The 22,626-nt window shown below is 72.2% G+C and carries 21 protein-coding genes; 7 read left to right on the top strand and 14 right to left on the bottom strand.

The window, feature by feature from the left end; genetic code table 11:
* Nucleotides 1-25 precede the first annotated feature (25 nt).
* A complete protein-coding gene (locus A6A08_RS21695; RefSeq protein WP_073704486.1) occupies nucleotides 26-673 on the bottom strand; it encodes an HNH endonuclease family protein in 648 nt (215 codons plus the stop codon).
* Between the two features lie 497 nt (nucleotides 674-1,170).
* Between A6A08_RS21695 and thpD the strand changes: the two genes are divergently transcribed.
* Complete coding sequence (gene thpD / locus A6A08_RS21690; protein ID WP_199867011.1) at nucleotides 1,171-2,079, top strand: ectoine hydroxylase; 909 nt, start codon at nucleotides 1,171-1,173, stop codon at nucleotides 2,077-2,079.
* A 113-nt stretch (nucleotides 2,080-2,192) separates the two neighbouring features.
* Here thpD and A6A08_RS21685 read toward each other — a convergent pair whose 3' ends face one another.
* The 3 genes from A6A08_RS21685 to A6A08_RS21675 all read right to left on the bottom strand — a co-directional run bounded on the left by A6A08_RS21685 (nucleotide 2,193) and on the right by A6A08_RS21675 (nucleotide 7,595).
* On the bottom strand, nucleotides 2,193-6,236 hold the full coding sequence (locus A6A08_RS21685) for a TcpE family conjugal transfer membrane protein (protein ID WP_073704485.1): 4,044 nt from the start codon (nucleotides 6,234-6,236) through the stop codon (nucleotides 2,193-2,195).
* 18 nt (nucleotides 6,237-6,254) lie between these two features.
* Nucleotides 6,255-6,572, bottom strand: a complete 318-nt coding sequence (locus A6A08_RS21680; protein WP_073704484.1) for a hypothetical protein — start codon at nucleotides 6,570-6,572, stop codon at nucleotides 6,255-6,257.
* A 72-nt stretch (nucleotides 6,573-6,644) separates the two neighbouring features.
* The gene (locus A6A08_RS21675; RefSeq protein WP_073704483.1) at nucleotides 6,645-7,595 is read right to left on the bottom strand and encodes a conjugal transfer protein; all 951 of its coding nucleotides are present in this window, start codon (nucleotides 7,593-7,595) and stop codon (nucleotides 6,645-6,647) included.
* A 486-nt stretch (nucleotides 7,596-8,081) separates the two neighbouring features.
* Between A6A08_RS21675 and A6A08_RS21670 the strand changes: the two genes are divergently transcribed.
* Nucleotides 8,082-8,657 (top strand): 1-acyl-sn-glycerol-3-phosphate acyltransferase, encoded by a 576-nt coding sequence (locus A6A08_RS21670; RefSeq protein ID WP_073704482.1) that lies wholly within the window; start codon nucleotides 8,082-8,084, stop codon nucleotides 8,655-8,657.
* Nucleotides 8,658-9,012: 355 nt separating this feature from the next.
* Here A6A08_RS21670 and ychF read toward each other — a convergent pair whose 3' ends face one another.
* The gene (ychF, locus tag A6A08_RS21665) at nucleotides 9,013-10,098 is read right to left on the bottom strand and encodes a redox-regulated ATPase YchF (protein WP_073704481.1); all 1,086 of its coding nucleotides are present in this window, start codon (nucleotides 10,096-10,098) and stop codon (nucleotides 9,013-9,015) included.
* Nucleotides 10,099-10,375: 277 nt separating this feature from the next.
* Between ychF and A6A08_RS21660 the strand changes: the two genes are divergently transcribed.
* Complete coding sequence (locus A6A08_RS21660) at nucleotides 10,376-11,350, top strand: FkbM family methyltransferase (RefSeq protein ID WP_073704480.1); 975 nt, start codon at nucleotides 10,376-10,378, stop codon at nucleotides 11,348-11,350.
* 49 nt (nucleotides 11,351-11,399) lie between these two features.
* On the opposite strand, the gene A6A08_RS21655 is transcribed toward A6A08_RS21660, so the two are convergent.
* Nucleotides 11,400-12,098 (bottom strand): alpha/beta fold hydrolase, encoded by a 699-nt coding sequence (locus A6A08_RS21655; RefSeq protein ID WP_073704479.1) that lies wholly within the window; start codon nucleotides 12,096-12,098, stop codon nucleotides 11,400-11,402.
* 376 nt (nucleotides 12,099-12,474) lie between these two features.
* Here A6A08_RS21655 and A6A08_RS21650 point away from each other — a divergent pair, with 376 nt between their 5' ends.
* On the top strand, nucleotides 12,475-13,842 hold the full coding sequence (locus A6A08_RS21650) for a DNA recombination protein RmuC (protein ID WP_073704478.1): 1,368 nt from the start codon (nucleotides 12,475-12,477) through the stop codon (nucleotides 13,840-13,842).
* Nucleotides 13,843-14,091: 249 nt separating this feature from the next.
* Nucleotides 14,092-14,631, top strand: coding sequence for a DUF6542 domain-containing protein (locus A6A08_RS21645; RefSeq protein ID WP_073704477.1), 540 nt, complete (start codon nucleotides 14,092-14,094; stop codon nucleotides 14,629-14,631).
* Between the two features lie 81 nt (nucleotides 14,632-14,712).
* On the opposite strand, the gene A6A08_RS21640 is transcribed toward A6A08_RS21645, so the two are convergent.
* The 4 genes from A6A08_RS21640 to A6A08_RS21625 form a co-directional block, all read right to left on the bottom strand.
* Entirely contained in the window at nucleotides 14,713-14,979 is a 267-nt protein-coding gene (locus A6A08_RS21640; protein ID WP_073704476.1) for an exodeoxyribonuclease VII small subunit, read from the bottom strand.
* Nucleotides 14,980-14,981: 2 nt separating this feature from the next.
* Nucleotides 14,982-16,214 (bottom strand): exodeoxyribonuclease VII large subunit, encoded by a 1,233-nt coding sequence (xseA, locus tag A6A08_RS21635; RefSeq protein WP_199867010.1) that lies wholly within the window; start codon nucleotides 16,212-16,214, stop codon nucleotides 14,982-14,984.
* Nucleotides 16,215-16,295: 81 nt separating this feature from the next.
* Complete coding sequence (locus A6A08_RS21630) at nucleotides 16,296-16,808, bottom strand: DUF3060 domain-containing protein (protein ID WP_073704474.1); 513 nt, start codon at nucleotides 16,806-16,808, stop codon at nucleotides 16,296-16,298.
* A 141-nt stretch (nucleotides 16,809-16,949) separates the two neighbouring features.
* On the bottom strand, nucleotides 16,950-17,705 hold the full coding sequence (locus A6A08_RS21625) for a hypothetical protein (protein ID WP_073704473.1): 756 nt from the start codon (nucleotides 17,703-17,705) through the stop codon (nucleotides 16,950-16,952).
* Between the two features lie 298 nt (nucleotides 17,706-18,003).
* Here A6A08_RS21625 and A6A08_RS21620 point away from each other — a divergent pair, with 298 nt between their 5' ends.
* A complete protein-coding gene (locus tag A6A08_RS21620) occupies nucleotides 18,004-18,975 on the top strand; it encodes a 4-hydroxy-3-methylbut-2-enyl diphosphate reductase (RefSeq protein WP_199867009.1) in 972 nt (323 codons plus the stop codon).
* Nucleotides 18,976-19,083: 108 nt separating this feature from the next.
* Here A6A08_RS21620 and A6A08_RS21615 read toward each other — a convergent pair whose 3' ends face one another.
* The 4 genes from A6A08_RS21615 to A6A08_RS21600 all read right to left on the bottom strand — a co-directional run bounded on the left by A6A08_RS21615 (nucleotide 19,084) and on the right by A6A08_RS21600 (nucleotide 21,316).
* Nucleotides 19,084-19,431: a co-chaperone YbbN gene (locus tag A6A08_RS21615; RefSeq protein ID WP_073704471.1), complete on the bottom strand. Its 348-nt coding sequence runs from the start codon at nucleotides 19,429-19,431 to the stop codon at nucleotides 19,084-19,086.
* Entirely contained in the window at nucleotides 19,431-19,847 is a 417-nt protein-coding gene (locus tag A6A08_RS21610) for a MerR family transcriptional regulator (protein ID WP_073704701.1), read from the bottom strand. The genes A6A08_RS21615 and A6A08_RS21610 overlap by 1 nt, the downstream gene beginning before the upstream one ends.
* A 196-nt stretch (nucleotides 19,848-20,043) precedes the next feature.
* Nucleotides 20,044-20,631, bottom strand: coding sequence for a DUF4245 domain-containing protein (locus tag A6A08_RS21605; protein WP_073704470.1), 588 nt, complete (start codon nucleotides 20,629-20,631; stop codon nucleotides 20,044-20,046).
* A gap of 76 nt (nucleotides 20,632-20,707) precedes the next feature.
* Nucleotides 20,708-21,316 carry a TetR/AcrR family transcriptional regulator gene (locus tag A6A08_RS21600; RefSeq protein WP_073704469.1) on the bottom strand — a complete coding sequence of 203 codons (609 nt, stop codon included), beginning with the start codon at nucleotides 21,314-21,316 and terminating at the stop codon, nucleotides 20,708-20,710.
* Nucleotides 21,317-21,486: 170 nt separating this feature from the next.
* Between A6A08_RS21600 and glpX the strand changes: the two genes are divergently transcribed.
* Nucleotides 21,487-22,527, top strand: coding sequence for a class II fructose-bisphosphatase (gene glpX / locus A6A08_RS21595; RefSeq protein ID WP_073704468.1), 1,041 nt, complete (start codon nucleotides 21,487-21,489; stop codon nucleotides 22,525-22,527).
* The last annotated feature ends 99 nt before the right edge of the window (nucleotides 22,528-22,626 follow it).

Raw genomic sequence — 22,626 nt, 5'->3', positions numbered from 1 at the left:
CTCCGGAGCGCCTCCGGCCGGCGTGCTAGCAGGCGGTGTTGATGGTGCTCTGGATGGAGGACTTCTCCGACCAGGTGACGGTGAGGTCGTACCGGTACTTCACGTTGACCCAGGCCTTGACGTAGTCGCAGTGGACGGCCCTGTTCTGCGGCATCCACTCGGACGGGTCCTTGTCGCCCTTGGAGCTGTTGCTGCTGACGGTGACCGCCCACAGCTGGGGCGAGTCGACGTCGTTGGCGAAGTCGCGGCGGCGGTCGGTCGTCCAGTCGGCGGCGCCGGTCTTCCACGCCTCGCTGAGCGGGACCATGTGGTCGACGCTGATCTGGGAGACGTCGCCGCCCCACCACACGTTGTCGAAGGCGCTGTACCAGCGGCCGGAGGTCGGCTGGCAGCGGCTGTCGGTCACCACGCTGTGGCCGTCGCGGACCAGCACGTACTGGCGGGCGCTGCAGGGGCTGTCGACGACGTTCCAGTGCGGGAAGAGGCTTCGGTCATAGCCGGTCTGGGGCCCCTTGGCCCGGACCGTGAGGGAGTTGAGCTGGCTCTGGGCGGCGGAGGTGCCGGGGATGCCCGGGGGCAGGACGTGGTCGGCGGAGGCCGGGGAGGCCCAGCCGAGAACGGCGGCGAGAACGGCCGCCGCGGCGGCCGCGAGCGCGCGGGGGAAGGGGGACATGTTTTCTCCTCATCGAGCGGGCAGAGGAAACAAAGACCCCACTACTGTGCGGCGCCGCGGCTTTTCGCGCCATCCCTTCGAGGGAAACTCCCGCCGAATCCGGGATGGCGTCCCGGACACACGGAGATTATGAACCACCCTCTGAACCATGTCCATGTGATTTAGTGCACAAGAAAAGTGCGCTCTGTAATGAAGCTCCGGAGGGACGAGAGCTGCAACCGGACGACCTGGGACGATGTGAACACCATTCCACCCCTGATCACACCGGGTGAAAAAATGCAGGTAAGCGGTCGGGCGCAAGAGGAAGGGGGATGGCGGGGCACGGAAGCGCAAGAAGACTTCCCCCCATATAGTATGGCTGTCATACCCAGAAAGAACTTTGCTAAACAAAGCTTTTCTCGGGCGGTGAATGAGCGGTGCCCGGCATTTGTTAAGTTCCCATGTCGTAGGAAAAACCGTCGACCTCAGAGAGGATGAGCCCCGAGAGGGGATCGACCATGACTCTGCAGATGGATCTTCCGACAACGACCGCGGACGAGTACCCGACCCGAAAGAGCACCGAGCCCGCCCTGCTGTACCGCAAGGACCCCACCGTGTGGGGTTCCGGTGACGGCCCCTTCTCCTCCGACGAGATCAAGGGCTACGAGGCCCGCGGTTACACGCAGGTCGAGTCCCTCGTCACCGACGACGAGGTCAAGGCCTACCGCGCCGAGCTGGAGCGGCTCAGCTCCGACCGCCAGCTGCGCAGTGACGAGCGCGTGATCGTCGAGCCCACCTCCGACGAGGTGCGCTCGGTGTTCGAGGTGCACAAGATCAGCAAGGTCTTCTCCGACCTGGTGAACGACCCGCGCCTGGTCGAGCGCGCCCGCCAGATCCTCGGTTCGGACGTGTACGTGCACCAGAGCCGCGTCAACTACAAACCGGGCTTCGGCGGCGGCTCGTTCTACTGGCACTCGGACTTCGAGACCTGGCACGCCGAGGACGGGATGCCGAGGATGCGCGCGGTCAGCTTCTCCGTCGCCCTGACCGAGAACTACACGCACAACGGCGCCCTGATGATCATGCCGGGCTCGCACAAGACGTTCGTCTCGTGCGTGGGCGAGACCCCCGAGGACCACTACCGGTCCTCGCTGAAGAGCCAGCACGTGGGCACGCCGGACCAGAAGTCCCTGACCTACCTGTCCGACCAGCACGGCATCGACGTGCTCACCGGCAAGGCCGGCGGTGTGACCGTGTTCGACTCCAACTGCATGCACGGTTCGGGCGGCAACATCACGCCGTACCCGCGGTCGAACGTCTTCATCGTGTTCAACAGCGTCGAGAACGCCTGTGAGCAGCCGTTCAGCGCTCCCAGCCCGCGTCCGGAGTTCCTCTCCGCGCGTGACTTCACCCCTGTGGGTCGCTGAGCCGACACCTCCTGAGCCCCCGTATGGGGCGGGCCTCGAGCCCGCCCCGTACGGGGGCTCCGCTCTTGTCCGGCCCGCCCGCCGCCGCGCCGCCGGCTGCCGCCGGGTGAGGGCTACTGCTGGGTGAGGGAGTTGACCAGGACCCCGCCCAGGGCGCCGTGGGCGCGCTTGGTCGCCGGCCGCAGGGCACCGACGTCGATCCTGGTGTAGGACGAGCCCAGGTGGTCGTCCCACGGGATGCGGACGATGGCGCGGCAGCGGCCGCGCGCCACACGCTCGGCGGCGTCCACGGCCTGGAGGCTGCGCTTGCTGACCCCGTTGACCACGAGCACGGACCTGGCCCGCAGGGAGCCGTAGCCGTTGCCGTCCAGCCAGTCGAAGGTCATGGAGACCGCCCGCTCGGCGTCGGCGTTGGCCGGGGCCACCAGCACCAGTCCATCGGCGACCGGCAGGGCACGCGCCACGCCCGTGGCCGCCGGGTCCAGCAGGGTGATGCCGTAGAAGCCGCCGAGCAGGGAGGCCAGCTGGCCGTAGTCGCGGTCGTCCAGGGTCTGCACGTAGGGGTCGTCCAGGGTCTGCACGACCTCCAGGCCCGTCCCCGTCCGGCTGGTGTAGCCGCTCATCCGGGAGTAGTCCTGGACGTCCCCGGCGTTGGCGAGCAGCGCGGTGAGGGTCTCGGGGTTCTGCGCGCCGATCCGGCGGGAGAGCCCGTTGGGCCCGGGGTTGACGTCGACGGCGACGACGTGGTCGTCGCGGTGCGCGGCCAGGGTGTGGCCGATCATCAGCGTGGTGACGGTCTGCCCGGCGCCGCCGGTGCAGCCCAGCACGACCAGGCTGCGCGGACCGTCCAGGGGGGTGCGCAGGCGCTCGATGTCGCCTGCGGGCAGGTCGGAGCGCACGGGTGCCGCGCCTCCGGTGACGACCTTGGCCAGGCGCCGCCAGCCGCGGGTGCCGCCGGAGTCGGCGGCGGGCTCCTCCGGGCGGGCCCCGGCCGTCTCGGAACCCTGCGAGGGGACGCCGTTGGGCGTGTCGCCCAGGCGCTCCTGCTCGCCGGTGCCGTGGTCGAGCTCCAGTTCGGGCTTGGGCTCGGAGCCGGGTCCGGCGCCGGTCTCGCGCTCGTGCCCGGGCCTGTGCGACTCGGGCTCCTCGCCGGGCACGGGCTGGCCGAAGAGCTGGCCGAGCCTGCGGGCGTTCTGCGCGACCCGGTGGAAGACGCCGTCGCCGGGGCCGCCGGCCTCGTGCGGGTCCGGGTCCGCGCCCTCGGAGGGCGCGGGGGGCTCCGGGACGGCGTCCTCGGACGGGTCCCGGTCCTGTGCGCGGGGTTCGTCGCGAAAGACGCGGGCGAAGGCGCGTTCCGCGGCCAGGGCCTCGGCCATGCTGGGGTTGGACCGGGGGTCGCGGACGGCGCCGCCTCCGTCTCGGGAGGCGGGCGGCCGCGGGTCCCCGGAGGCGGGGGCCGCGGCGCCCCGCTCCGGGGAGGGGGAGCCCTCACCGGGCTCTTCGGAGGCCGAGGGCCGGGAGGCGCCGGGCCCGGGTGTACCGGGCCGGTCGGCCTCACCACGGGCGGCCTCGGACCGGGAGTCACTGGGCCGGGCAGCGCCTGGCCGGGAGGCTTCGGATCGTGAGGCTTCGGCCTGCTCTGCTTCGCGGCGGGCGGCCTCGCGACGGCGTGCCAGGGCCGCGGCCTCGGCCTTCTCCAGGTCCGCGGCGGTACGGCGGCGCGCCGACTCGGCGTCGGCGTCCGCGCGGACGTTGGCGTCGCCGCGCCCGGAGTCGTCCCGGACCTCCACGAAACTGACGAGTTCGCCGGTCCCGTGGTCGAGCTGGGTGGGCGGCTTGGACTCCTCGGCACGCGCCGGGGCGTCCGTCTCCGGCCCGGCGGCGGCCTCCTCCGTGCCGGAGGCGTCCCCGGCCTTCTCGGGCGCGTCTTCGGCCCCGGACGCGGCGGCGTCCTCCTCGCGCAGTTCGCTCGCGGGGATGACCGGGTTGCCGCGGTCACCGACCTTGGGCTGGTCCGGATGGCGCTTCCTGCCGTCCTCGAACCACTCCGAGGGGTCCTTGACCTCGCCCTCGCGCCCCCGCTTCGGCACGGCGTCGGCGAACTTGGGGCGCGGCGGCGCCGGGGTGTCCGCGGTGCTCAGGTGCTGGTCGAGCACGGACATGTGCTCGTTCCACGCCGGGCCGCGGTCCCCGGGCTCCTCGCGCGGCTGCACGGGCATGGCCTCCTGCTCGCCCGTGCCGTGGTCTAGCTGCAGCGGGGGCTTACCGGAGGACTTGGCGGAGGACGCGGTGGAGGGCTCCTCGGGCCTCCCGGCGCCGGTACCGCCCGCCTCCTCCCCCGCCCGGGGCGCGTCCCCGTGCTCGGGCGCGGGGACGCCCCGCTCGGAGGGGGACTCCCGGGTCTCCTGCTCGGCGGAAGCCCCGCGCGACTCCTCCTTCGGGGCGGCGGAGGCGGGGGGAAGCCAGGGCACGGCGCCGGCGTCGGCGGCGGGGCGCCCGGTGGCGGCCGCGTAACGGGCCGCGTAGTCCGACAGGTCGGCGTAGCCCGCGGGCTCGGCCTCACCGCCCGCGCGGCCCCCCGGCTCCTTCTCGTCCTTCTCCTTCTCTGTGCCGCCCTTCTCCCCCAGTTCCCAGGGAGCCGCGTGGGGGCGGCCCCTGCGCCGGGGCTCCTCCGGAGCGTCGCCGGTGTCCGGGAGTCCCTGGCCGCGGGCACGGACGGTCCGCTGGTCCTTCGGGCCGCGTTCGCGCGTCCTCTCCGAACGGCGCTCCTCCAGGTCCTTGGCGACCCGGATGCCCTGCGTCCGCCCGCGCAGGCGCCGGGCGGCGGACGTCTCCTCACCGGTGTCGGAGACGGGGGCGTGCGCCACCTCCTCGGCGCGGGCCCGCTCGCGGGCGCGTTCACGGGCGCGTTGCCGCTCGGCCACCGCGTCGGCCATCTCGTCACGGCTCATGGCGGCGGTGTCGCCGACGCTGTAGGCGCCCTTGGAGGTCAGGCCGACGGGGGTCTCGCCGGAGGAGGCGCGCAGGCGTGCGAACCACGCGTCGCTGTCGCGCTGCTCCTCGCCCTCGGTCGCGTAGACCGCCTCCCCGGTGAAGCCGTCCGCGTCCGCACGGGGTTCGTCCCGCCCGTCCGGTTCGGGGGCGCGGTCCTCCTCCCGGGGCTCGTACTCGTCCGGTTCGAGGCCGATGCCGAAGTAGTCGAGCATGCGGCGGCCGATACCGCGCCGGGGCGGACGGCCTCCGCCTCCGGTGCCGGTGCCGCCGCCGGAGGCCTCGGACGCGCGGGGCACCTCCTCGGGAAGGCGCGACGGGTTCCGCCGCTCCTCGGGCTCCGGGCGCGCGGCGACGGCCACGGGGGCACGTTCGGACGGGGCGGGGGCGCTCTCCTGCTCGGCCGGTGCCCTCCGGAGGGGTGCCGCGTCCGACCTGGCGGGGGCGGCGTCCGACCCGACGGGCGTCCTCGCGGTCCGCTCCGCCCGCTCCCGGCTCTTCGAGCCCTTCGGCCCCCTCAGTCGCGCGGGCGCCTCGGCCGGGGTCCGCTCCGCGCGGGCCGCCGTCCCCTCGGCCGGAGCCTCCCCGGGCCCGGCCGGTACGTGCGCCGGGGCGTCCCCGGCCACGGGCTCGTGTTCGGCGGGAGCGGCCACGCCCCGCAGCGGGGGCGCCTCGGAGCGGTCGGGTCGGACGGGGGCGTCCTGGGCGACGGCCTCGTCGGCCACGGGGGCGACCGCCTCACGCTCGGCACGGCGCCGCCGTCCCGTCAGGGGCAGGGGGCCGGCCTCCGGGGCGCGGTGCCACACGCGCACCGCCACGCGGACCTCGGCGGGCTCGTACTCGGGCGCCAGACGGTTGTACACCCGCGCCTCGGCGAGGAAGCGCGCCTGCGAGATGAGCAGTTCGGTGAGGCGCTTGCCCTCGACCACCGGCCGTGTGGCCAGCACCGTGATCACCCCGGGTGGGACCACCCACAGGACCAGGTGCCAGCCGTTGCCGAACACGAACGGCGCGTTGAGGAGGCTGAGCAGGACCACCCAGAGCGCGAACACGCCCAGGGCCACCCCGAAGGTGCCCACCGGGAGCGGCATGGGCAGCCGGAAATCGTAGAGCTTGTAGAGCCGCTTCTCGATACGCCAGATGTTGGTGTACGTGGGCAGATCCACGTTCCCGGCCTCCCTCGCCTATTCCGTCGATACGCCCATCGCTCGGGCGAGCGCCACCGCGATGACCTCGATGATGCCGGGGACGTAGAAGACGATCCCGATGAAGATCGCCAGGATGATGAACTGCGCGAACCGCGTGATCTCCCTCGTGAACAGGAAGAACACCGCCACGATGGACACGATCACGAGGAAGAGCGGTCCGAAGAACCCGCGCAGGAAGTCGGCGAGGCCTCCGGTGTCGGGGGCGTCCTGGGTGGCCTCCGTCGCGAGGAAGAGCAGGTCGGCACCTCCGGCGGCGTGGAACACGTCCGGTGTGGAGGACATCAGGGGGAGCATGTCAGGAGCCACCCCCCGGTGTCGTTGCTGGTGTGCGCATGGTCCTTCTCTTCTCCTTGCCTACAGGCCCCGTCACTCGCCGAACGAGCGCGGGGCGCCCTGGATGTCACGCACGTGCCACTCACTGCCGGAGTTCACGACGGTGACCAGGTAGTTCTGCGTCAGCTGTCCGGCCTCGTCCCCGTCGGGGGCCGGGAGGTTCCACCGGACTGTGACCGCTGCCTGTCGTATGTCATCATTCCCGTTCGAGGCCTGGGATGGCACCGTGATATCGGACAGTTCAGCGAATTCCAGACTGTTCTCCGGAAGCGGGGCAATCGCGGCACCCGGTTCCAGGTAGCGCTCCAGGTGCGCCGGTTCCCCCGCGTAGGCCTCGAAGAAACCGGGCAGCACCTCCTCCAGCTGCTCCCGCGCGCGCGGGTCGGTCTCGAAGGAGGACCCCTCGGGCAGGGAGGCCCGGGTGGGCGCGGCCAGCAGGGCGGGGCTGCCGGAGACCACCAGGGCGTCGCCGTCGGCGTAGACGGGCACGTCCAGGCGCATGGGCTCGCCGTTCACGTCGGCGCGCACGACGACGAGGGCGTTGTGGTCGTCGGCCACGTCCACGGCGACGACCGTGAGGTTCTCGCCGGTGAGGCTGTCGGCCGGGACGTCGAGGTCGGCGGCCTCCCCCTCGGGGACGAACGCCGCCAGGTCGGACAGGCGCTCCTCGGGGTCGGCGGTGTCGAGGTAGGCCTCGGCGAACCGGAGGCCGAAGGCCGCGGCGGCGGTCTCCGGGTAGGCGACGGTGTCGCTGCTCTCGGGCTCCTCGGACGCGCTGGGCAGGGCGAAACCGCCGCGCAGGGGGAACCAGATGCCGTTGAAGACGACGACGATGATGAACGCCCACAGGACGGCGCGTCCCACGCCGACCCACCAGCGTCCGCCGGCTCCCGCCCGCAGTTTCCGGGCGCGGGGGGCGTCGAACTCCCCGCCGCCGTCCTCCCGGTCACGCGCGGCGGTGCCGCGCCGTGACGCATTCGCCATCCCCGCCTCCTGCACACAGTTCCCTGCCGCCCGGTTCGGACGGCGTATCCGCCATGCCCTTGTCTACCCCATCCCTATAGTGAGGCATTGTGCGGGTTGGGAGCGTCCTTGGTGACTCCGCGTTTCCCCCTCAACCGCGCATTGCGCGCACAGGCTGAACTTCTCAAAAGGTGCACAATACGGCAATAGTCCAGCTAACTCATCCTGTGGTTGTGCACTTCGCCGCAATTATGGTCGGACCGGAAAGGAGTTAGTTTCCTCGCAGTGAGGAAGGTGTGTCCCCAGGGACGGGGGAGGCCGCGGACCGGACGCCACCGGAGTTCCCACCGAACCGCCCGGATCCCCTGTCAGGTTCCGGTCATGCACGCAACAGACGCCCTGTTGGCGCGGATCCGCGCCGCCACGGGACCATCGACCGAGCGGGCCGGTCCGGTCCCAAGCGCGGGTCCACCGTCTGCGCCCGGGGACGTGCCCTAGATTGACGTCATGCTCCGATACCTCGCGGCCCGGATGTTCTGGTCCCTCAGCCGGTGGAAGCTGACCACCGGGCCCAAGCCCGACCGCCCCACCGTGCTGATCGGTGCTCCACACACCTCCAACTGGGATTTCGTGTTTATGCTCGCCATCTCCTGGCGCCTCGGCCTGGAGCTGCACTGGCTGGGGAAGCAGAGCCTGTTCACGGGCTGGCGCGGCCCGATCATGCGCGCGCTCGGCGGGATCCCCGTCGATCGCGCGGATCCCAGCCGGGTCGTCGACGACGTCGTCCGGCGCGTGCGGTCCGGCGAGACCTTCGGCCTGGTCATCACCCCCGACGGCACCCGCGGGACGCACACGCACTGGAAGTCCGGCTTCTACCGCGTCGCCCGCGAGACGGGGATGCCGGTGACGCTCGGTTTCGTCGACCGCACCACGATGACCACCGGGCTCGGCCCGACCTTCGAGCTGACCGGCGACGTCGCGAAGGACATGGACCGCATCCGCTCCTTCTACGCCGACAAGGCGGGGCACAGCCCGAAGCGGCGAGTCGAACCGCGCTTGCGCGAGGAGGGCGCCGCCGACTGACCCGCGTCCGGGCCCGACGGTCGGTCCCTCACCACGAGACGGAAGCCGTCGGCCCTCGTGCGATGGAGGTCGCACAAGGGCGCTTCCTCGCGGGCTCTGCCGCGAGTGGAGACGTACGACGACCTGGCCACCGAGGCGGAAACCGTCGACGTCACCGGTTGGGGCATCGACCGGCTCGCGAGACTCCTCCATGAGCGCCACAGCGCCTGGCCGAAATCGCCGCTGCCGAGGGATGGCCTCGGACTGAGCCCCTGCCGCCGCGGCAGATCCGTCTGCTCAGCAGAATGGTCTACGGGACCTGTGGACCCCTCGGGCCGCGGTGGTACGCGGTCCCCCTCGCCGGCTCGCGGGCGGATCAGACGTTGAAGCGGAACTCCACCACGTCGCCGTCGGCCATCACGTAGTCCTTGCCCTCCATGCGGACCTTGCCCGCGGCGCGCGCGGCCTGCATGTCGCCCGCCTCGACCAGGTCGTCGAAGGAGACCACCTCGGCCTTGATGAAGCCGCGCTGGAAGTCGGTGTGGATGACGCCGGCCGCCTCGGGGGCGGTGGCGCCCTTCCTGATCGTCCAGGCGCGGGCCTCCTTGGGCCCGGCGGTCAGGTAGGTCTGCAGGCCCAGGGTGGCGAAGCCGACCCGGGCCAGCTGCGCCAGGCCCGACTCGGTCTGGCCCATGGACTCCAGCAGCTCCTGCGCCTCGTCCTCGTCCAGCTCGGCCAGCTCGGCCTCGATCTTGGCGTCCACGAAGATCGCCTCGGCCGGGGAGACCAGGTCCTGGAGCTTGGTGCGCAGGGCCTCGTCGGCGAGCTCGTCGGTGTCGAGGTTGAACACGTAGATGAACGGCTTGACCGTGAGCAGGCTCAGCTCGCGCAGGCGGTCCAGGTCCACGTCCTTGGCCACGGACAGCGAGGTGCCCCCGTTGAGGACCTCCTGGGCGTCGCGGGCGGCCTGGAGCAGTTCCTGGGCGTCCTTGTCCTTGGCGTTGCGCTTGGCGTCCTTCTCCAGGCGCGGGATCGCCTTCTCCAGGGTCTGGAGGTCGGCGAGGATCAGCTCGGTGTTGATCGTCTCGATGTCGCGGGAGGGCTCGACGTCGCCGTCGACGTGCGTGACGTCGGGATCGTCGAAGGCCCGGATCACCTGGCAGATGGCGTCGCTCTCGCGGATGTTGGCGAGGAACTTGTTGCCCAGGCCCTCACCGGTGGAGGCGCCGCGCACGATGCCCGCGATGTCGACGAAGTCCACCGTGGCCGGGAGGACCTTCGCCGAGTCGAAGATCTCGGCCAGCTTCCCGAGCCGGGCGTCAGGCACGCCCACGACTCCGACGTTGGGCTCGATGGTCGCGAACGGGTAGTTCGCGGACAGAGCGTCGTTCTTGGTCAGCGCGTTGAAAAGGGTGGACTTGCCGACGTTGGGCAGGCCGACGATCCCGATAGACAGACTCACAAGGACAGAGTCTATGCGGCTCCGCAGGTGGGACGATCCGTCCCTGGCAGGCAGACCCTGAGGGAAAACAGGGCCAATCACCGAAACACTGTGCACAGGAGCAGCTACTCACAGTAGGTTCGACGGACGCTGCCAGGGATCCTGGAACGGAGGCCGCCGGTACGCACGGGCCGCTCGTCGCGTGCCCCGGCCCCGTTCCCGGACCGAGACACGGCCTCTGGCACGGGAGAACGAACGGCCGCTCCCGTGGCGGCCTCGTTCCTGGGGGGAGACGACTGTGGTCACCGACCAACTGAGGGCGCTCGTGCGCCGCTATCCGCTTGTCCGGTTCGCGACCCGGAAGCTCCGTGTCCGCCTGCCCAGACGGCTGGGCGGGCTGGACCCCGAGCGGGTCCCGCCGTGGAGCCGCCAGGTGGCCTTCTCCCTCCCCCGACTGGAGTCCGACACCCGCCGCCTCGGTCCCGACGGCCTCACCCTGCGCCTGCCCGGCGACCTCACCGTGCCCCGGAGGCTGGCCGCGTTCGGGCTGGCCAGGCACGAGCCCGACAGCCTGGCCTGCTTCATGGCGATGCTCGAGCACACCCGGCCCGGAGCGGTGTTCGACGTGGGCGCGAACATGGGGGTGTACTCGATGCTGGCCGCCGCGCGCACGCGCCGTCCGGTGTTCGCGTTCGAGCCGACCCCGGAGATCGCCTCCGCGGCCCGGGCGGTCTCCTCCTCGGCGAACCTGGGCTTCACCGTGGTGGAGCTGGCGCTGAGCAACCACACCGGCACCGCGCACCTGCGGCGGTCCCGGCACAACGACATGTGCAACACGCTGGCACGCTCGGCCCGCACCGACCTGTCGCACACCACCGTGCGGGTGACCACCCTGTCGCGGTGGAACGAGACCGCGGCGGCCTTCCCCACGGTCCTCAAGATCGACACGGTCGGCACGGAGCCGGACGTGGTCGCCGGAGGCCTGGAGGTCCTGCGGAGGTACCGTCCGTGGATGCTGGTGAAGGTCCGCCCCGACCGGGGCGTGGAGGAGCGCCTCATGGCGCTGCTCGACCCGCTGGAGTACACCTGGTACCCGGTGGGCGGGCCGCCGCCCTACGAGCCGCGCACGGAGATATCGGGGCGCGCCTCACCCGCCTGGGAGCGGATGTGGCTGTTCGCCCCGGAGCCCGCCCCCGCGGAGTTCTGGCCCTCGGTACGCGCCTGGCGCGAAGCCCTGAAGGCCTGCGTCCCCGGTTCCCGCGAGGCCTTCTGACCCCGTGGGGAAGGGCTCCTAGAGCCACTCCTCCAGGGCAGTAGGGCTCCTAGAGCCACTCCTCCAGGGCAGTGAGGAAGCCGGGCAGGTCGTCGCGGTGGACGCAGTGTCCGGCGTCCTCCACCACCCGGACCGTGAAGCCGCGCCCCTCCAGTTCGCGGCCGTCCCGCGGGGTGACGGTGACGCTGTTCCCGCCGCGCAGGACCAGGGAGGGGACGACCGGCTTCTCCGGGAGGAAGTCGTTCCCGGCGACCTCGGCGGCGACGAAGTCGAAGAACTCCGGGTCGAAGGCCGCGAAACCCCTGACCTCGCTCTCGACGTCGGCGTCGCTCCACCTGGGGTTGCGTTCGCGTACGTGGGCGGCGTCGGCGACGGCGAAGAGCTGCCGCATGCGCTCGCCGGCGTCGGCCCGCATGGGGGGCTGGCGGAAGGCCGGGTCGACGTAGACCGCGCGGCCCGGGCGCAGCCGGTCCACGGCCAGGGAGAGCGCCACCCCGCCCATGGAGTGGCCGACGGCCAGGTCGGCGCCGGCCGGCAGGGAGTCCACCAGGTCGTCCCCGAGGGCCGCCACGGAGTAGTCCCCGCGCGGGCTGGCTCCGTGTCCCCGCATGTCGACGCTGACCACCCGGTACCCGCGCCGGACCAGTTCGGCCCCGACGGCGTGCCAGGTCTCGTGGCTGGACATGGATCCGTGGACGAGGAGGGCGGTTCGGTCACCGGTACCTCTGGTGTAGGTCTCCAGTTTCATGGGAGAGGGCCTCCTGGGGAAGTGAGGAGCTGCCGGAGGGCGGGAGCCGGTGAGGGGGCCGGCCGCCGCATGGACGGAACCTCCAGAGTCCCGAAAACTTTTGCGCGAGGAAAGAGGATGACCGGAACCGGCCGCGCGTCCCGGATCCCCCGCCCCTCGTCGCCACCCCCTGCCAGGAGGCCTGGACGCGGCGGATCCCCGCCCCCGCACGGTGTGGTGTACGGGGGCGGGGACGGCACGGAGGTCTTCCCTCAGCCGCCGCCCGGCGGCTCCACGGCCCCGGGGCGGTGGACATGCCGGACTTGGCGGGTCTGCTCACCGATGTCCTGCGTGGCGGGGAAGCTCGCCCCGGCGCGGGCTGACACCATAGACGGCCATGGACGGCCTCGTACTCGTACTCGTGCTCCTGACCGGCCTGGCGGTCGGCGTCGCCATGGGCTGGGCGCTGGCGCGCGCCCGGGACGCCGAGACACGGGCCGAGGCACGCAGCGCCCGGGAGCGCGCCGCCTACGTGGAGGAGCAGCTCGCCGACCGGTTCCGCGCCCTGTCCGCGCAGGCCCTGGACCAGAGCAGCCAGCGCTTCCTGGACCTGGCCGAGGGGCGGATGCGCGCGGTCAGCGCGGAGGCCGGCGGCGACCTGGACGAGCGGCGGCGGGCGGTGGAGCGCATGGTCGAACCGCTGACCGAGACCCTGAACCGGGTGGAGCGACAGCTGCGGGAGGTGGACGCCGGGCGGGCCGCCGCTCACGCGGAGCTGGCCAAGCAGGTCGAGTACGTCCGCGAGGGCTCGGAGCGGCTTCGCGAGCAGACGCAGTCGCTGGTGACGGCGCTGCGGCGGCCCGAGGCGCGCGGCCGGTGGGGCGAGCTGCAGCTGCGCCGGGTGGCGGAGCTGGCGGGGATGGGCCCGCACTGCGACTTCGAGGAGCAGGCCGCGACCCGGGACGGGTCGCGGCGGCCGGACATGGTGGTGCGCCTGGCGGGCGGCAAGAACATCGTCGTGGACTCCAAGGTTCCCCTGGCCGCCTACCTGGACGCCGTGGAGGCGGGCCAGGACGAGGCCGTCCGGCACCTGCGCGTCCACGCCCGGCACCTGCGCACACACGTGGACCAGCTGGCGTCGAAGTCGTACTGGACGGCCTTCACCCCGGCCCCGGAGTTCGTGGTGCTGTTCATCCCAGGTGAGGCCTTCCTGGCCCCGGCCCTGGAGTACGACCCGGAGCTGCTGGAGCACGCGATGGCGCGGCGGGTGCACATCGCGACGCCGACGACGCTGATCTCGCTGCTGCGGACGGCGCAGTACGCGTGGCAGCAGGAGGCGTTGAGCGAGAACGCGCGGGCGGTGTTCGACCTGGGCAAGCAGCTGCACGAGAGGCTGGGCACACTGGGAGGGCACGTGGAGGGGCTGGGCCGGGCACTGACCCGGACGGTGAGCGCCTACAACCAGACCGTGGGATCGCTGGAGAGCCGGGTGCTGGTGACCGCGCGCCGGTTCGGCGAGCTGGGTCTGGTGGACGGGGAGCTGGACCCGCCCTCCGGAGTGGAGGAGCGGCCGCGCACGGTGGCCGCGCCCGAGCTGTCCGACCCGGGCGCCCGGGAGCCGGAGGCGGACCCCGCGGCGGGCTCCGGCGGAGGGGCGCGCCACGCCGGGGGGAAGGCCCCCGGCTGGGACGGGGTCCGGCGCGTGGACGGAGGCCGGGCGGGCCCGCCCCGCGAGGAGCGGGGCGAGAGCGTCCACGGGCCCTGAGGGCTCGGGAGCCCACGGGGCCGGCGCGGCGCGGATCCGGCCGTGCCGTGGAGGACCTCCCGGACGATCGGACGTCAAGCACCCGCAACCACGGCGGCCCGTCCCGGTGTCCGAGCACAGGAGGGCGTGTTCGTGGCTGAGGGGGGCAGGTACCCCGAGGATCGACACGGTCTCCGGGAAAGACACCGTATATTCACTACAAGTGACACACTCGATACTGTGAGTAACACACTTGGGAGGCGAACAGCTATGCCCCCGCAAAAGGCGCACGGTCCGGATCCCGGGCAGGCACCCTACTTCGTGCGGCCCGACGGCCGGAGCCGGAACGTACCGCGCGCCGGGCGACGGAGCCGCACCGCCCCGGGGCCGGAGGCGGGCCCCCCGCGGCGCACGCCCCGCCTGACCGGGCGCGGCGGCGTCCTGGCCATCGCCGTGTTCAGTTTCGCCGGGATCATGGTCGCGCACTGGGCGGGAATCCCCGCCGCCCCGGGCGTCGCCTTCACCCTCGCCTGCCTGCTCGGTGCGGTCCTGGTCCGGCCGGGCGACCTTCTGTCCCTGTCGGTGAGCCCGCCCATCGCCTTCTTCGCGGCCGTGGTCGCCGCCGAGGGCCTGTTCGCCCTGGGCAGCGAGGGCTTCACGCGGACGCTGCTCCTGGGGCTGGCCTCGCGGCTGGCCGAGGTCGCGCCCTGGCTGTTCCTGGGCACGGCGCTGGTCCTGGTGATCGGGGTGTTCCGGGGCCTGCCCGGCAACATCCGCAAGCTGGGGGACGAACTGAACGGCCGCAGGTAGCGCGGACCGCCCGACCGGGGAGCCCCACCCGGGGGAACCCGGCCGACCGGGAGGGCCCGCCCGGAGGCGGACCGGCCGGGATCAGAAGGGCGTGTCCCCGTCCTCGGGAGAGTCGCCCCGGCGCTCGTCCATCGCGGCGGCCAGCTTGGCGCGGGCCCCCTCCAGCCACTGCTCGCACACGCGGGCCAGCTCCTCGCCGCGCTCCCACAGGGCCAGCGACTCCTTCAGGCTGAGCCCGCCGGACTCCAGCTGGCGCACGACGCTGTTCAGCTCCTCCCGGCTCTCCTCGTAGCTCAGCTCCGGCTCGGCGGTGCCCTCGTCCCGGGTCCCGGCTTCCTTGGCGGCCATCTCTACTCCCCCTCGGCGGTGTCTTCGGTGTGGACTGACTCCACGGTGGCGGTCAGGCTGTCCTCGGCGAACCGCACGCGCAGGGTCTCCCCCGTGTCCGGCTCCCCGGCGGAACGCACCACCGACCCGTCCTCCCTCTGCACGATCGCGTACCCGCGCGCCAGCGTGGTGGCCGGGGACAGGGCGTGCAGGCGCGCCCGGGTGTGGCCCAGGCCGTCGGCGGCCCGGTCCAGCGACACGGTCAGGCTCCGGCGGGCCCGGTCGCGCAGGTCCCCGACCTGCTCGGTGAGCCGGTCGATCTCACGCACCGGGCTGGCCAGCACCGGCCGGGAACGCATGCCCTCCAGCCAGGCGAGCTCGCGCTCCACCCCGCCCTTGAGCACGCGCCGACCCCGGTCGCGGAGCTGGCGGATGATCTCCAGCTGCTCGCCGACGTCGGGAACGGTCTTCTTGGCGGCGTCGGTGGGGGTGGAGGCGCGCACGTCCGCGACGTGGTCGAGCAGCGGGGCGTCCTGCTCGTGCCCGATCGCGCTCACCACGGGAGTTCCCGCGGAGGCGACGGCGCGCACGAGGGTCTCGTCGGAGAAGGGGAGCAGGTCCTCCAGGGAGCCGCCGCCCCGGGCGATGACGATGACGTCGACGTCCGGGTGCGAGTCCAGGTCCTTGAGCGCCTCCAGCACCTCGCGGACCGCCCGGTCGCCCTGGACCGCGACCGGGCGCACCTCGAAGCGCACGGCGGGCCAGCGGCGGCGCCCGTTCTCCAGCACGTCGCGTTCGGCCGCGGAGTCGCGGCCGCAGATGAGCCCGACGGTGTTGGGCAGGAAGGGCAGGGGGCGCTTGCGCTCGGCGTCGAAGAGGCCCTCGGCGGTCAGGGTGCGGCGCAGCTGTTCCAGCCGGGCCAGGAGCTCGCCCAGGCCGACGTGGCGGATCTCCAGGGCGCGCAGCGAGAAGGTGCCGCGGACCTCGTAGAAGTCGGGTTTGGCGTGCACGACGACGCGCGCACCGGCCTCGGGCGGCGGACTCTGCGCGTCCAGCACCGAGGTCTGGCAGACCACGCGCACCGACACGTTGGCGACGGGGTCGCGCAGCGTGATGTAGGCCATGCGGCCGCGCCGGTTCAGCTCGGCGATCTGGCCCTCGACCCAGATCCGGCCCAGACGGCCGATCCACTGGCCGACGGCGTTGAGGACGACGCGCACCGGCTGCGGCGCCTCGGCGGAACTCTCCATGCCCATGTCAACCGAGCCTAGGCGAGGGCGGTGACAGTTCGGGGCAGGCCCGCCATGCGGTTATGGGCGTCGGGGCGGGCGGCGTGGTCAGACGGTCGCGTCGCCGCCGGCGGAGACGGTGTTGTTCACACCGATGTCGGTCACCTCCGGCTCACCCTCGGCGTGGTGGACGGTGTTGTCGGTGCCGGCCACGTGGATGGAGCCGGCGCTGCCGACGTGCACCGTGAGCCCGCTGCCCAGGATGGAGACCTCGCCGCACTCGCCGTTGAGGACGACCTCGGCGTTGCCGGCGGTGATGTTGACGTTCCTGCCCTCGCAGTCCTCGGTGACGCTGCCCTCGACCGCGGCGACGACCAGGTCGCCGGTCTCCCTGTCCACGGACACGCCCCCGCCCTCGTCGAGGGTCACGCCGCCGTCCCCGTTGCCGACCGAGACGTCGCCGTCGGACTCGACGGCGACCTCGCCGTCCTCGTTGCCGACGGACACGCCGTCGGGGTCGACGTTCACTTCCTGGTCGGTCCCCGGGATGCCGACCGAGCATCCGGTCAGCCAGAGTGCGGAGGCCGCGAGGAGTGCGGCGGTGGAGGTGGCGGAACGCATGGGATCAGTCCCCTTCGGACGGAGGGCGTCGGTGTGCTGCCGTCAGGTAGGACGTTCGGCCCCGCGTTCCGGTTCCGTGCCGGGCGGGGCCGCCGGTCGCCCGCCGGCGGCCCTCACGCCACGTCGAACCGTACGCGCACGTCAGGCCCCGGCCTCCAGCTTGTTGATGCGGTTGTCGTACATCTTGATGAACTCGGGGCGGCCCTGGTGGGCGACCTCGTAGGCGCGCAGGTCGCGGACCTGCTCGATGGTGAGCTTGCGCAGGCGGGCGCGGACCGACGGCAGGGTGAGCTCGTCGTAGGTGGGGACGGCGAGCTCCTCGGCCGAGGGGGCGGCGCCCTTGCGGACCTTCTCCAGGACCTCGTCGCTGGCGACCTTGGTGTGCGCCTCGGCGACCTCCAGCTCCTCGGCGATGGCCGAGCCCTCCTCGGAGATGTCCGCGGTGGCCGGGGTGGCGGGCTCGGTCCGGGGCTCCGGGCCCTCCTCCGCCTCCGCGGCCCTGCCGCCCTCGGCGGCCTCGGCGGTCTCCTCGGCGGGAGCGGTCTCGACGAGGGCGGCGGCCTCGACGGGCTCGCTCTTCACGGCCCCTTCCTCCTCCGGCTCCGCGGCGGGGGCCTCCTTCGCCTCCGCCTCGGCGGACCCGGTCTCGGCGGGTGCGGTCTCGGCGGCCTCGGCCTTCTCCGCCTTCGCGGCCTCCCCGGTCTTCTCCGCGGGGGCCTCCTTCGCCTCGGCCTTCTCCGCGGGGGCCTCGTCCCGGGTCTTCTCTGGCGCGGTGGGGGCCGCGGTGGTCTCAGCCGTCTCCTTGGCGGCGTCCTCGGACGCGGGGACGGTCTCGTTGCGCCCGAAGATCCCCTTGACCAGGGTGACCAGCTTCGTGGCGAGTGTCGGATTCGACATAGGGCGGGGGCTCCTGATGCTGTCGGCGGGTGGGGTGAGCGGCACGCGTCCAGCAAACCAGCAGGGCCGAGTTGAGGGCGGACCGCCTGTAACAGATGCGATGGTGAACCAGGATAGAGGAGGGAGGAACACCATGAGCAGGGGATAAGTGAACGATTTCGCCACTTCGAAGCCCAACCGGGTGCACCTCGTTGCGATACCGTCATTTTCGGCCCCGGTTCCACGCCGGTTCGACCACCGCGGTGCCTCATCCCACACAGCCGGGTCGTACACCGCTCAAGCAACCTAGGATGTAAGCATGACTGCGATGACGACTGCCACGAACCAACGGCGTGTGCTCCTCGCCAATCCCCGGGGTTACTGCGCCGGTGTCGACCGCGCTGTCATCACCGTCGAGAAGGCCCTGGAGCAGTACGGCGCGCCGATCTACGTGCGCAAGCAGATCGTGCACAACACCCACGTGGTGCGCACGCTGGAGGAGCGCGGCGCGATCTTCGTGGAGGAGACCGAGGAGGTGCCCGAGGGCGCCATCGTCGTCTTCTCCGCGCACGGCGTCGCCCCGGCCGTCCACGAGGAGGCGGAGAGGCGCAGCCTGAAGACCATCGACGCCACCTGCCCGCTCGTCACCAAGGTCCACAAGGAGGCCAAGCGCTTCGCCTCCGAGGACCGGGACATCATCCTCATCGGCCACATCGGCCACGAGGAGGTCGAGGGCACCAGCGGCGAGGCCCCCGAGCACATCCAGATCGTGGAGAGCCCGGACGAGGTCGACAAGGTCCAGGTGCGCAACCCGGACAACGTGTCGTGGCTGTCGCAGACCACCCTGTCGGTCGACGAGACCAACCAGACGGTGGACGCCCTGCGCCAGAAGTTCCCGAACCTGCTCGACCCGCCCAGCGACGACATCTGCTACGCGACCTCCAACCGCCAGGACGCGGTCAAGGCGATGGCGCCCGAGTGTGAACTCGTCATCGTGGTCGGCTCCGACAACTCCTCGAACTCGGTCCGCCTGGTGGAGGTCGCGCTGGAGGCCGGCGCCGACGCCGCCCACCTGATCGACAACGCCTCGCTGATGGACGACTCCTGGCTGGAGGGCGTGACCACCGTCGGCGTGACCAGCGGCGCCTCCGTGCCCGACATCCTGGTGCACGAGCTGCTCGACAAGCTGTCCGGCCACGGGTACGGCACGGTCACCCCGGTGACGACCGCCGACGAGACGCTGACCTTCTCCCTGCCCAAGGAGCTGCGCCGCGACCTGCGCGCCGAGTAGCGCGCAAGAGGTCACGGGCGGCGCGTTCCCGCGGCGCGGAACCCAGCGAACGAAACGGAGGGCGCCCGGCCGACTCGGCCGGGCGCTCCGCCGTGTCCGGGCGGCCCCTCAACCCGCCAGGGCGGCGTCCGCCTCCGACAGCAGCCGGGCCCTCGACCGCGCGCCGACCATCGTCAGCACCGGCCGCCCGCCGAGGAAGAGCATCAGGGTGGGCAGCGACATCACCTGCTGGTCCCGGGTGGTGAGGGGGTTCTCGTCGGCGTTGATCCTGCGGACGGTGAGCGAGTCGGCGCGCTCCTCGGCGATCCTGGCGACCACCGGAGCGGCCATGCGGCAGGACGGGCACCACTGTGCCCAGAAGTACAGCAGGACGGGCCCGTCGTGACCGATGACCTCGCGTTCGAAGCTCTCGTCCGTCACCGCGGGCACCTCGGCGGGCATGTTCACGGGTGACATCACGGCTCCTCCGTGTCGCTTACTCCACCGGTACGCGGTCCCGCCGCGCCGCGTCCCACCGCACGCCTGGCCAGGGCCTCCGACAGCTTGGCCGAGAGACTGCCGCGCATCGCCTCGAACCGCTCCAGGAGGGCGTCCACCTCCGCGAGCTTGCGCCGGTAGACCTGGATCGAGTCGGGACAGGGGTCCCCGGTCTCGTGGCCGGAGCGCAGGCAGTCGACGAGCGGCCTGGTGTCCTCCAGGCTGAACCCGACCGACTGGAGGGTCGGGATCTCGCGGACGAGCCGGTACTCCTCCTCGCCGTACTCCCGGTGACCGTTCGCCGAGCGCCGTGCCCCGATCAGCCCCTGGGACTCGTAGAAGCGCAGTGCGCGCGTCGTCGTCCCGGTACGTCTGGCGAGTTCACCGATGCGCATGCGCCGACCGTAGACCTTGACGTTCACGTCAAGGCAAGGGACGGCTGGCGCGGTGACCGCGAAGGCCCACCGGTTCGCCCCATGAGCCGCGATCTTGTACCTGTGGCGAGTTCGGGCGCCCGGACTCGCCACAGGTACAAGATCGTCCGGGGTCGGAGCACTCCGGACACACCGGCAACGTATCCGGTCAGTACGACTAGGCGTCGCCCTCGTCCCCGGACTCCGCGCCGTCCCGCGGCTCCGCGCCGCCGTCGGCGGGGTCGGTCTCCAGGGCCTCGGCCATGCGGGTCAGCTCGTCCATGTCGGCGGGACCCGCGACGACCAGGGTCACGCCCTCCTCGCGCCGGACCAGGGCGTCCCAGTCCTCGGAGTCGTAGTGCTCCCACTCGCTGCCGCCGGCGGAGACCGTGCCCGCCTCCTCGGCGCCCCTGGTCCCCTCCGCGACGACCGCGTCCGGGTCGGCGCCGCTCTGGGTGAACATGACGTGGCTGTCCTTCGCGGTGGCAAAGCCCACACTCCACGCGGCCGGCCCCGACTCGGCGACCTCCAGCGTGGAGCTGGTGGGCGTCCACCCCTCCCGCACGAGCTCCTCGGAGGGCACCGTCACCGGGTAGTCCGCGGAGTCCCGCAGGACGTCGGCGTCGGGCTGGTAGTCCACCGAGGGGATGTTCTCACCCGAGCGCGTGGCGACCACGAACGCCAGGACCAGGACGATACCGACGATGACCCCGAGGGAGATGGCGTAGTTCTTGAAGGTCGCGTTGGACCGGCTGTGCTCACTCATGACACAGTCCAGCTTGCCGCAGGTCCGGGACCTCCCCGACCCGGGGTGTCCTTGGGGCGTGCCCGCCGGGCACGCCCTAGCGCTCGGGTTCGAGCCGGGTGAGCAGCCGGGTGATGTCGTCGGCGAGCTTGTGCGCCTCGGCGTCGTCGCGCTGGACCACCTCGGCCACGGCCAGGAGCATGGCGCCGCTCACCACGATGAGCAGCGCCTCGTCCACGGGCTCGTCCGCCTTGCGGAACAGCGCCACGTTGCGGTCGGTCCACCGGGTGAGCCGGGACCGCAGCTGGTAGTCGAACCCGGGCGGGCCGTCGCCGCTGAAGAACAGCCGCGTGGTCTCCCTCTCCTCGATGCATCCGAGCAGGTAGGCGCGGGCGGCGATGTTCATCAACCGCGTGGGGTCCTTCTCCCCTGAGGCGCGCGCCTCCACGACCGCCTGGTGGGTGCGCTCCTGCTGGCGCTGCTGGAACTCCTCGTACAGGGCGAGGTAGAGGTCGGCCTTGCCGGTGAAGTGGTGGTACAGGCTGCCGACGCTGGCGCCCGCCACGGACACGACCTCGCTCACCCCGGCCCTGGCGAAGCCCACCGTGCGGAACACCTGGGCGGCCGCCCTGAGCAGGGCGCTGCGGGTGGCCGCGCCACGCGGGGAGATGCGTGCGGGCTTCGCGGGCTTGTCCGTCTTGTCCACTGTCACGCCCTCACTCCAGTCCGGCCGGTCCCGCCAGAGTAGACCTTCCCCGCCGACCGGCGGCGGGGGCGGGTGGCGCCGAGGCACCCGTGGCCGTTCGGGGATCACGTCGGGTGACTACCCTAAGACCTGCAACCCCGCCTTGTTCCCTGACGGAAGGTGTCACATCCATGTCGCAGCCCGGCAGCCCGTCCGAGCAGTCCACGGCCCCCGACCGCAACCTCGCACTGGAGCTGGTCCGCGTCACCGAGACCGCCGCACTGGCCGCGGCGCGCTGGGTCGGCAGGGGCGACAAGATCGGCGCGGACGGTGCGGCGGTGCGCGGCATGCGGCACATGATCAGCACCGTGTCGATGAACGGGACCGTGGTGATCGGCGAGGGCGAGAAGGACAACGCCCCGATGCTCTACAACGGTGAGCGCGTGGGCGACGGAGGGGGCCACGACTGGGACGTGGCGGTCGACCCGGTCGACGGCACCACCCTGACCGCCATGGGCATGCCCAACGCCATCGCGGTGATCGCCATGAGCCCGCGCAACACCATGTTCGACCCGTCCGCGGTGTTCTACATGGAAAAGCTCGCCACGGGCCCCGAGGCCGCCGACGCGGTCGACATCGCCGCGCCCGTGGCCGACAACATCCGTGCCGTGGCCCGGGCCAAGGGCAAGTCGCCGCAGGACGTGACGGTCGTCATCCTGGACCGCCCCCGTCACAAGCAGCTCGTGCAGGACGTGCGCGACGCGGGCGCCCGCATCAAGTTCATCAGCGACGGCGACGTGGCCGGCGCCATCATGGCCGCCCGCGCCGGTACCGGTGTGGACCTGCTGCTGGGCATCGGCGGGACCCCCGAGGGCATCATCACCGCGTGCGCCATGAAGTGCCTGGGCGGCACCATCCAGGGCCGCCTGTGGCCCAAGGACGAGGAGGAGCGGCAGAAGGCGGTCGACGCCGGGCACGACGTGGGCCGTGTGCTGTACAACGACGACCTGGTCCGCTCCGACGACGTGTTCTTCGCCGCGACCGGCATCACCGACGGCGAACTGGTCGGCGGTGTCCGGTACGAGGCCTCGCGCGTCATCACCGACTCCCTGGTCATGCGCGGGCGCAGCGGCACCGTCCGGCAGGTGCTCAGCGAGCACCGCCTGGGCAAGCTGGCCTCCTACAGCGGCGTGGACCTGACCTCCGCCCCCCAGCGCGGCGACGAGTCCTGACCCGGTCCCGCGCGCCCGGGCACCCCGTCACCGCCGGTACGGGGCGCCCGGTGACACCTGTTCTCTCCCAACCCGCCCCGCAAAGCAGACGCGGAACGC

Source organism: Nocardiopsis sp. TSRI0078, assembly GCF_001905145.1.
Taxonomy (GTDB): Bacteria; Actinomycetota; Actinomycetes; order Streptosporangiales; family Streptosporangiaceae; genus Nocardiopsis.
The sequence above is the reverse complement of the archived record's forward strand: the minus strand, read 5'-3'. Positions and strand labels throughout refer to the sequence as shown.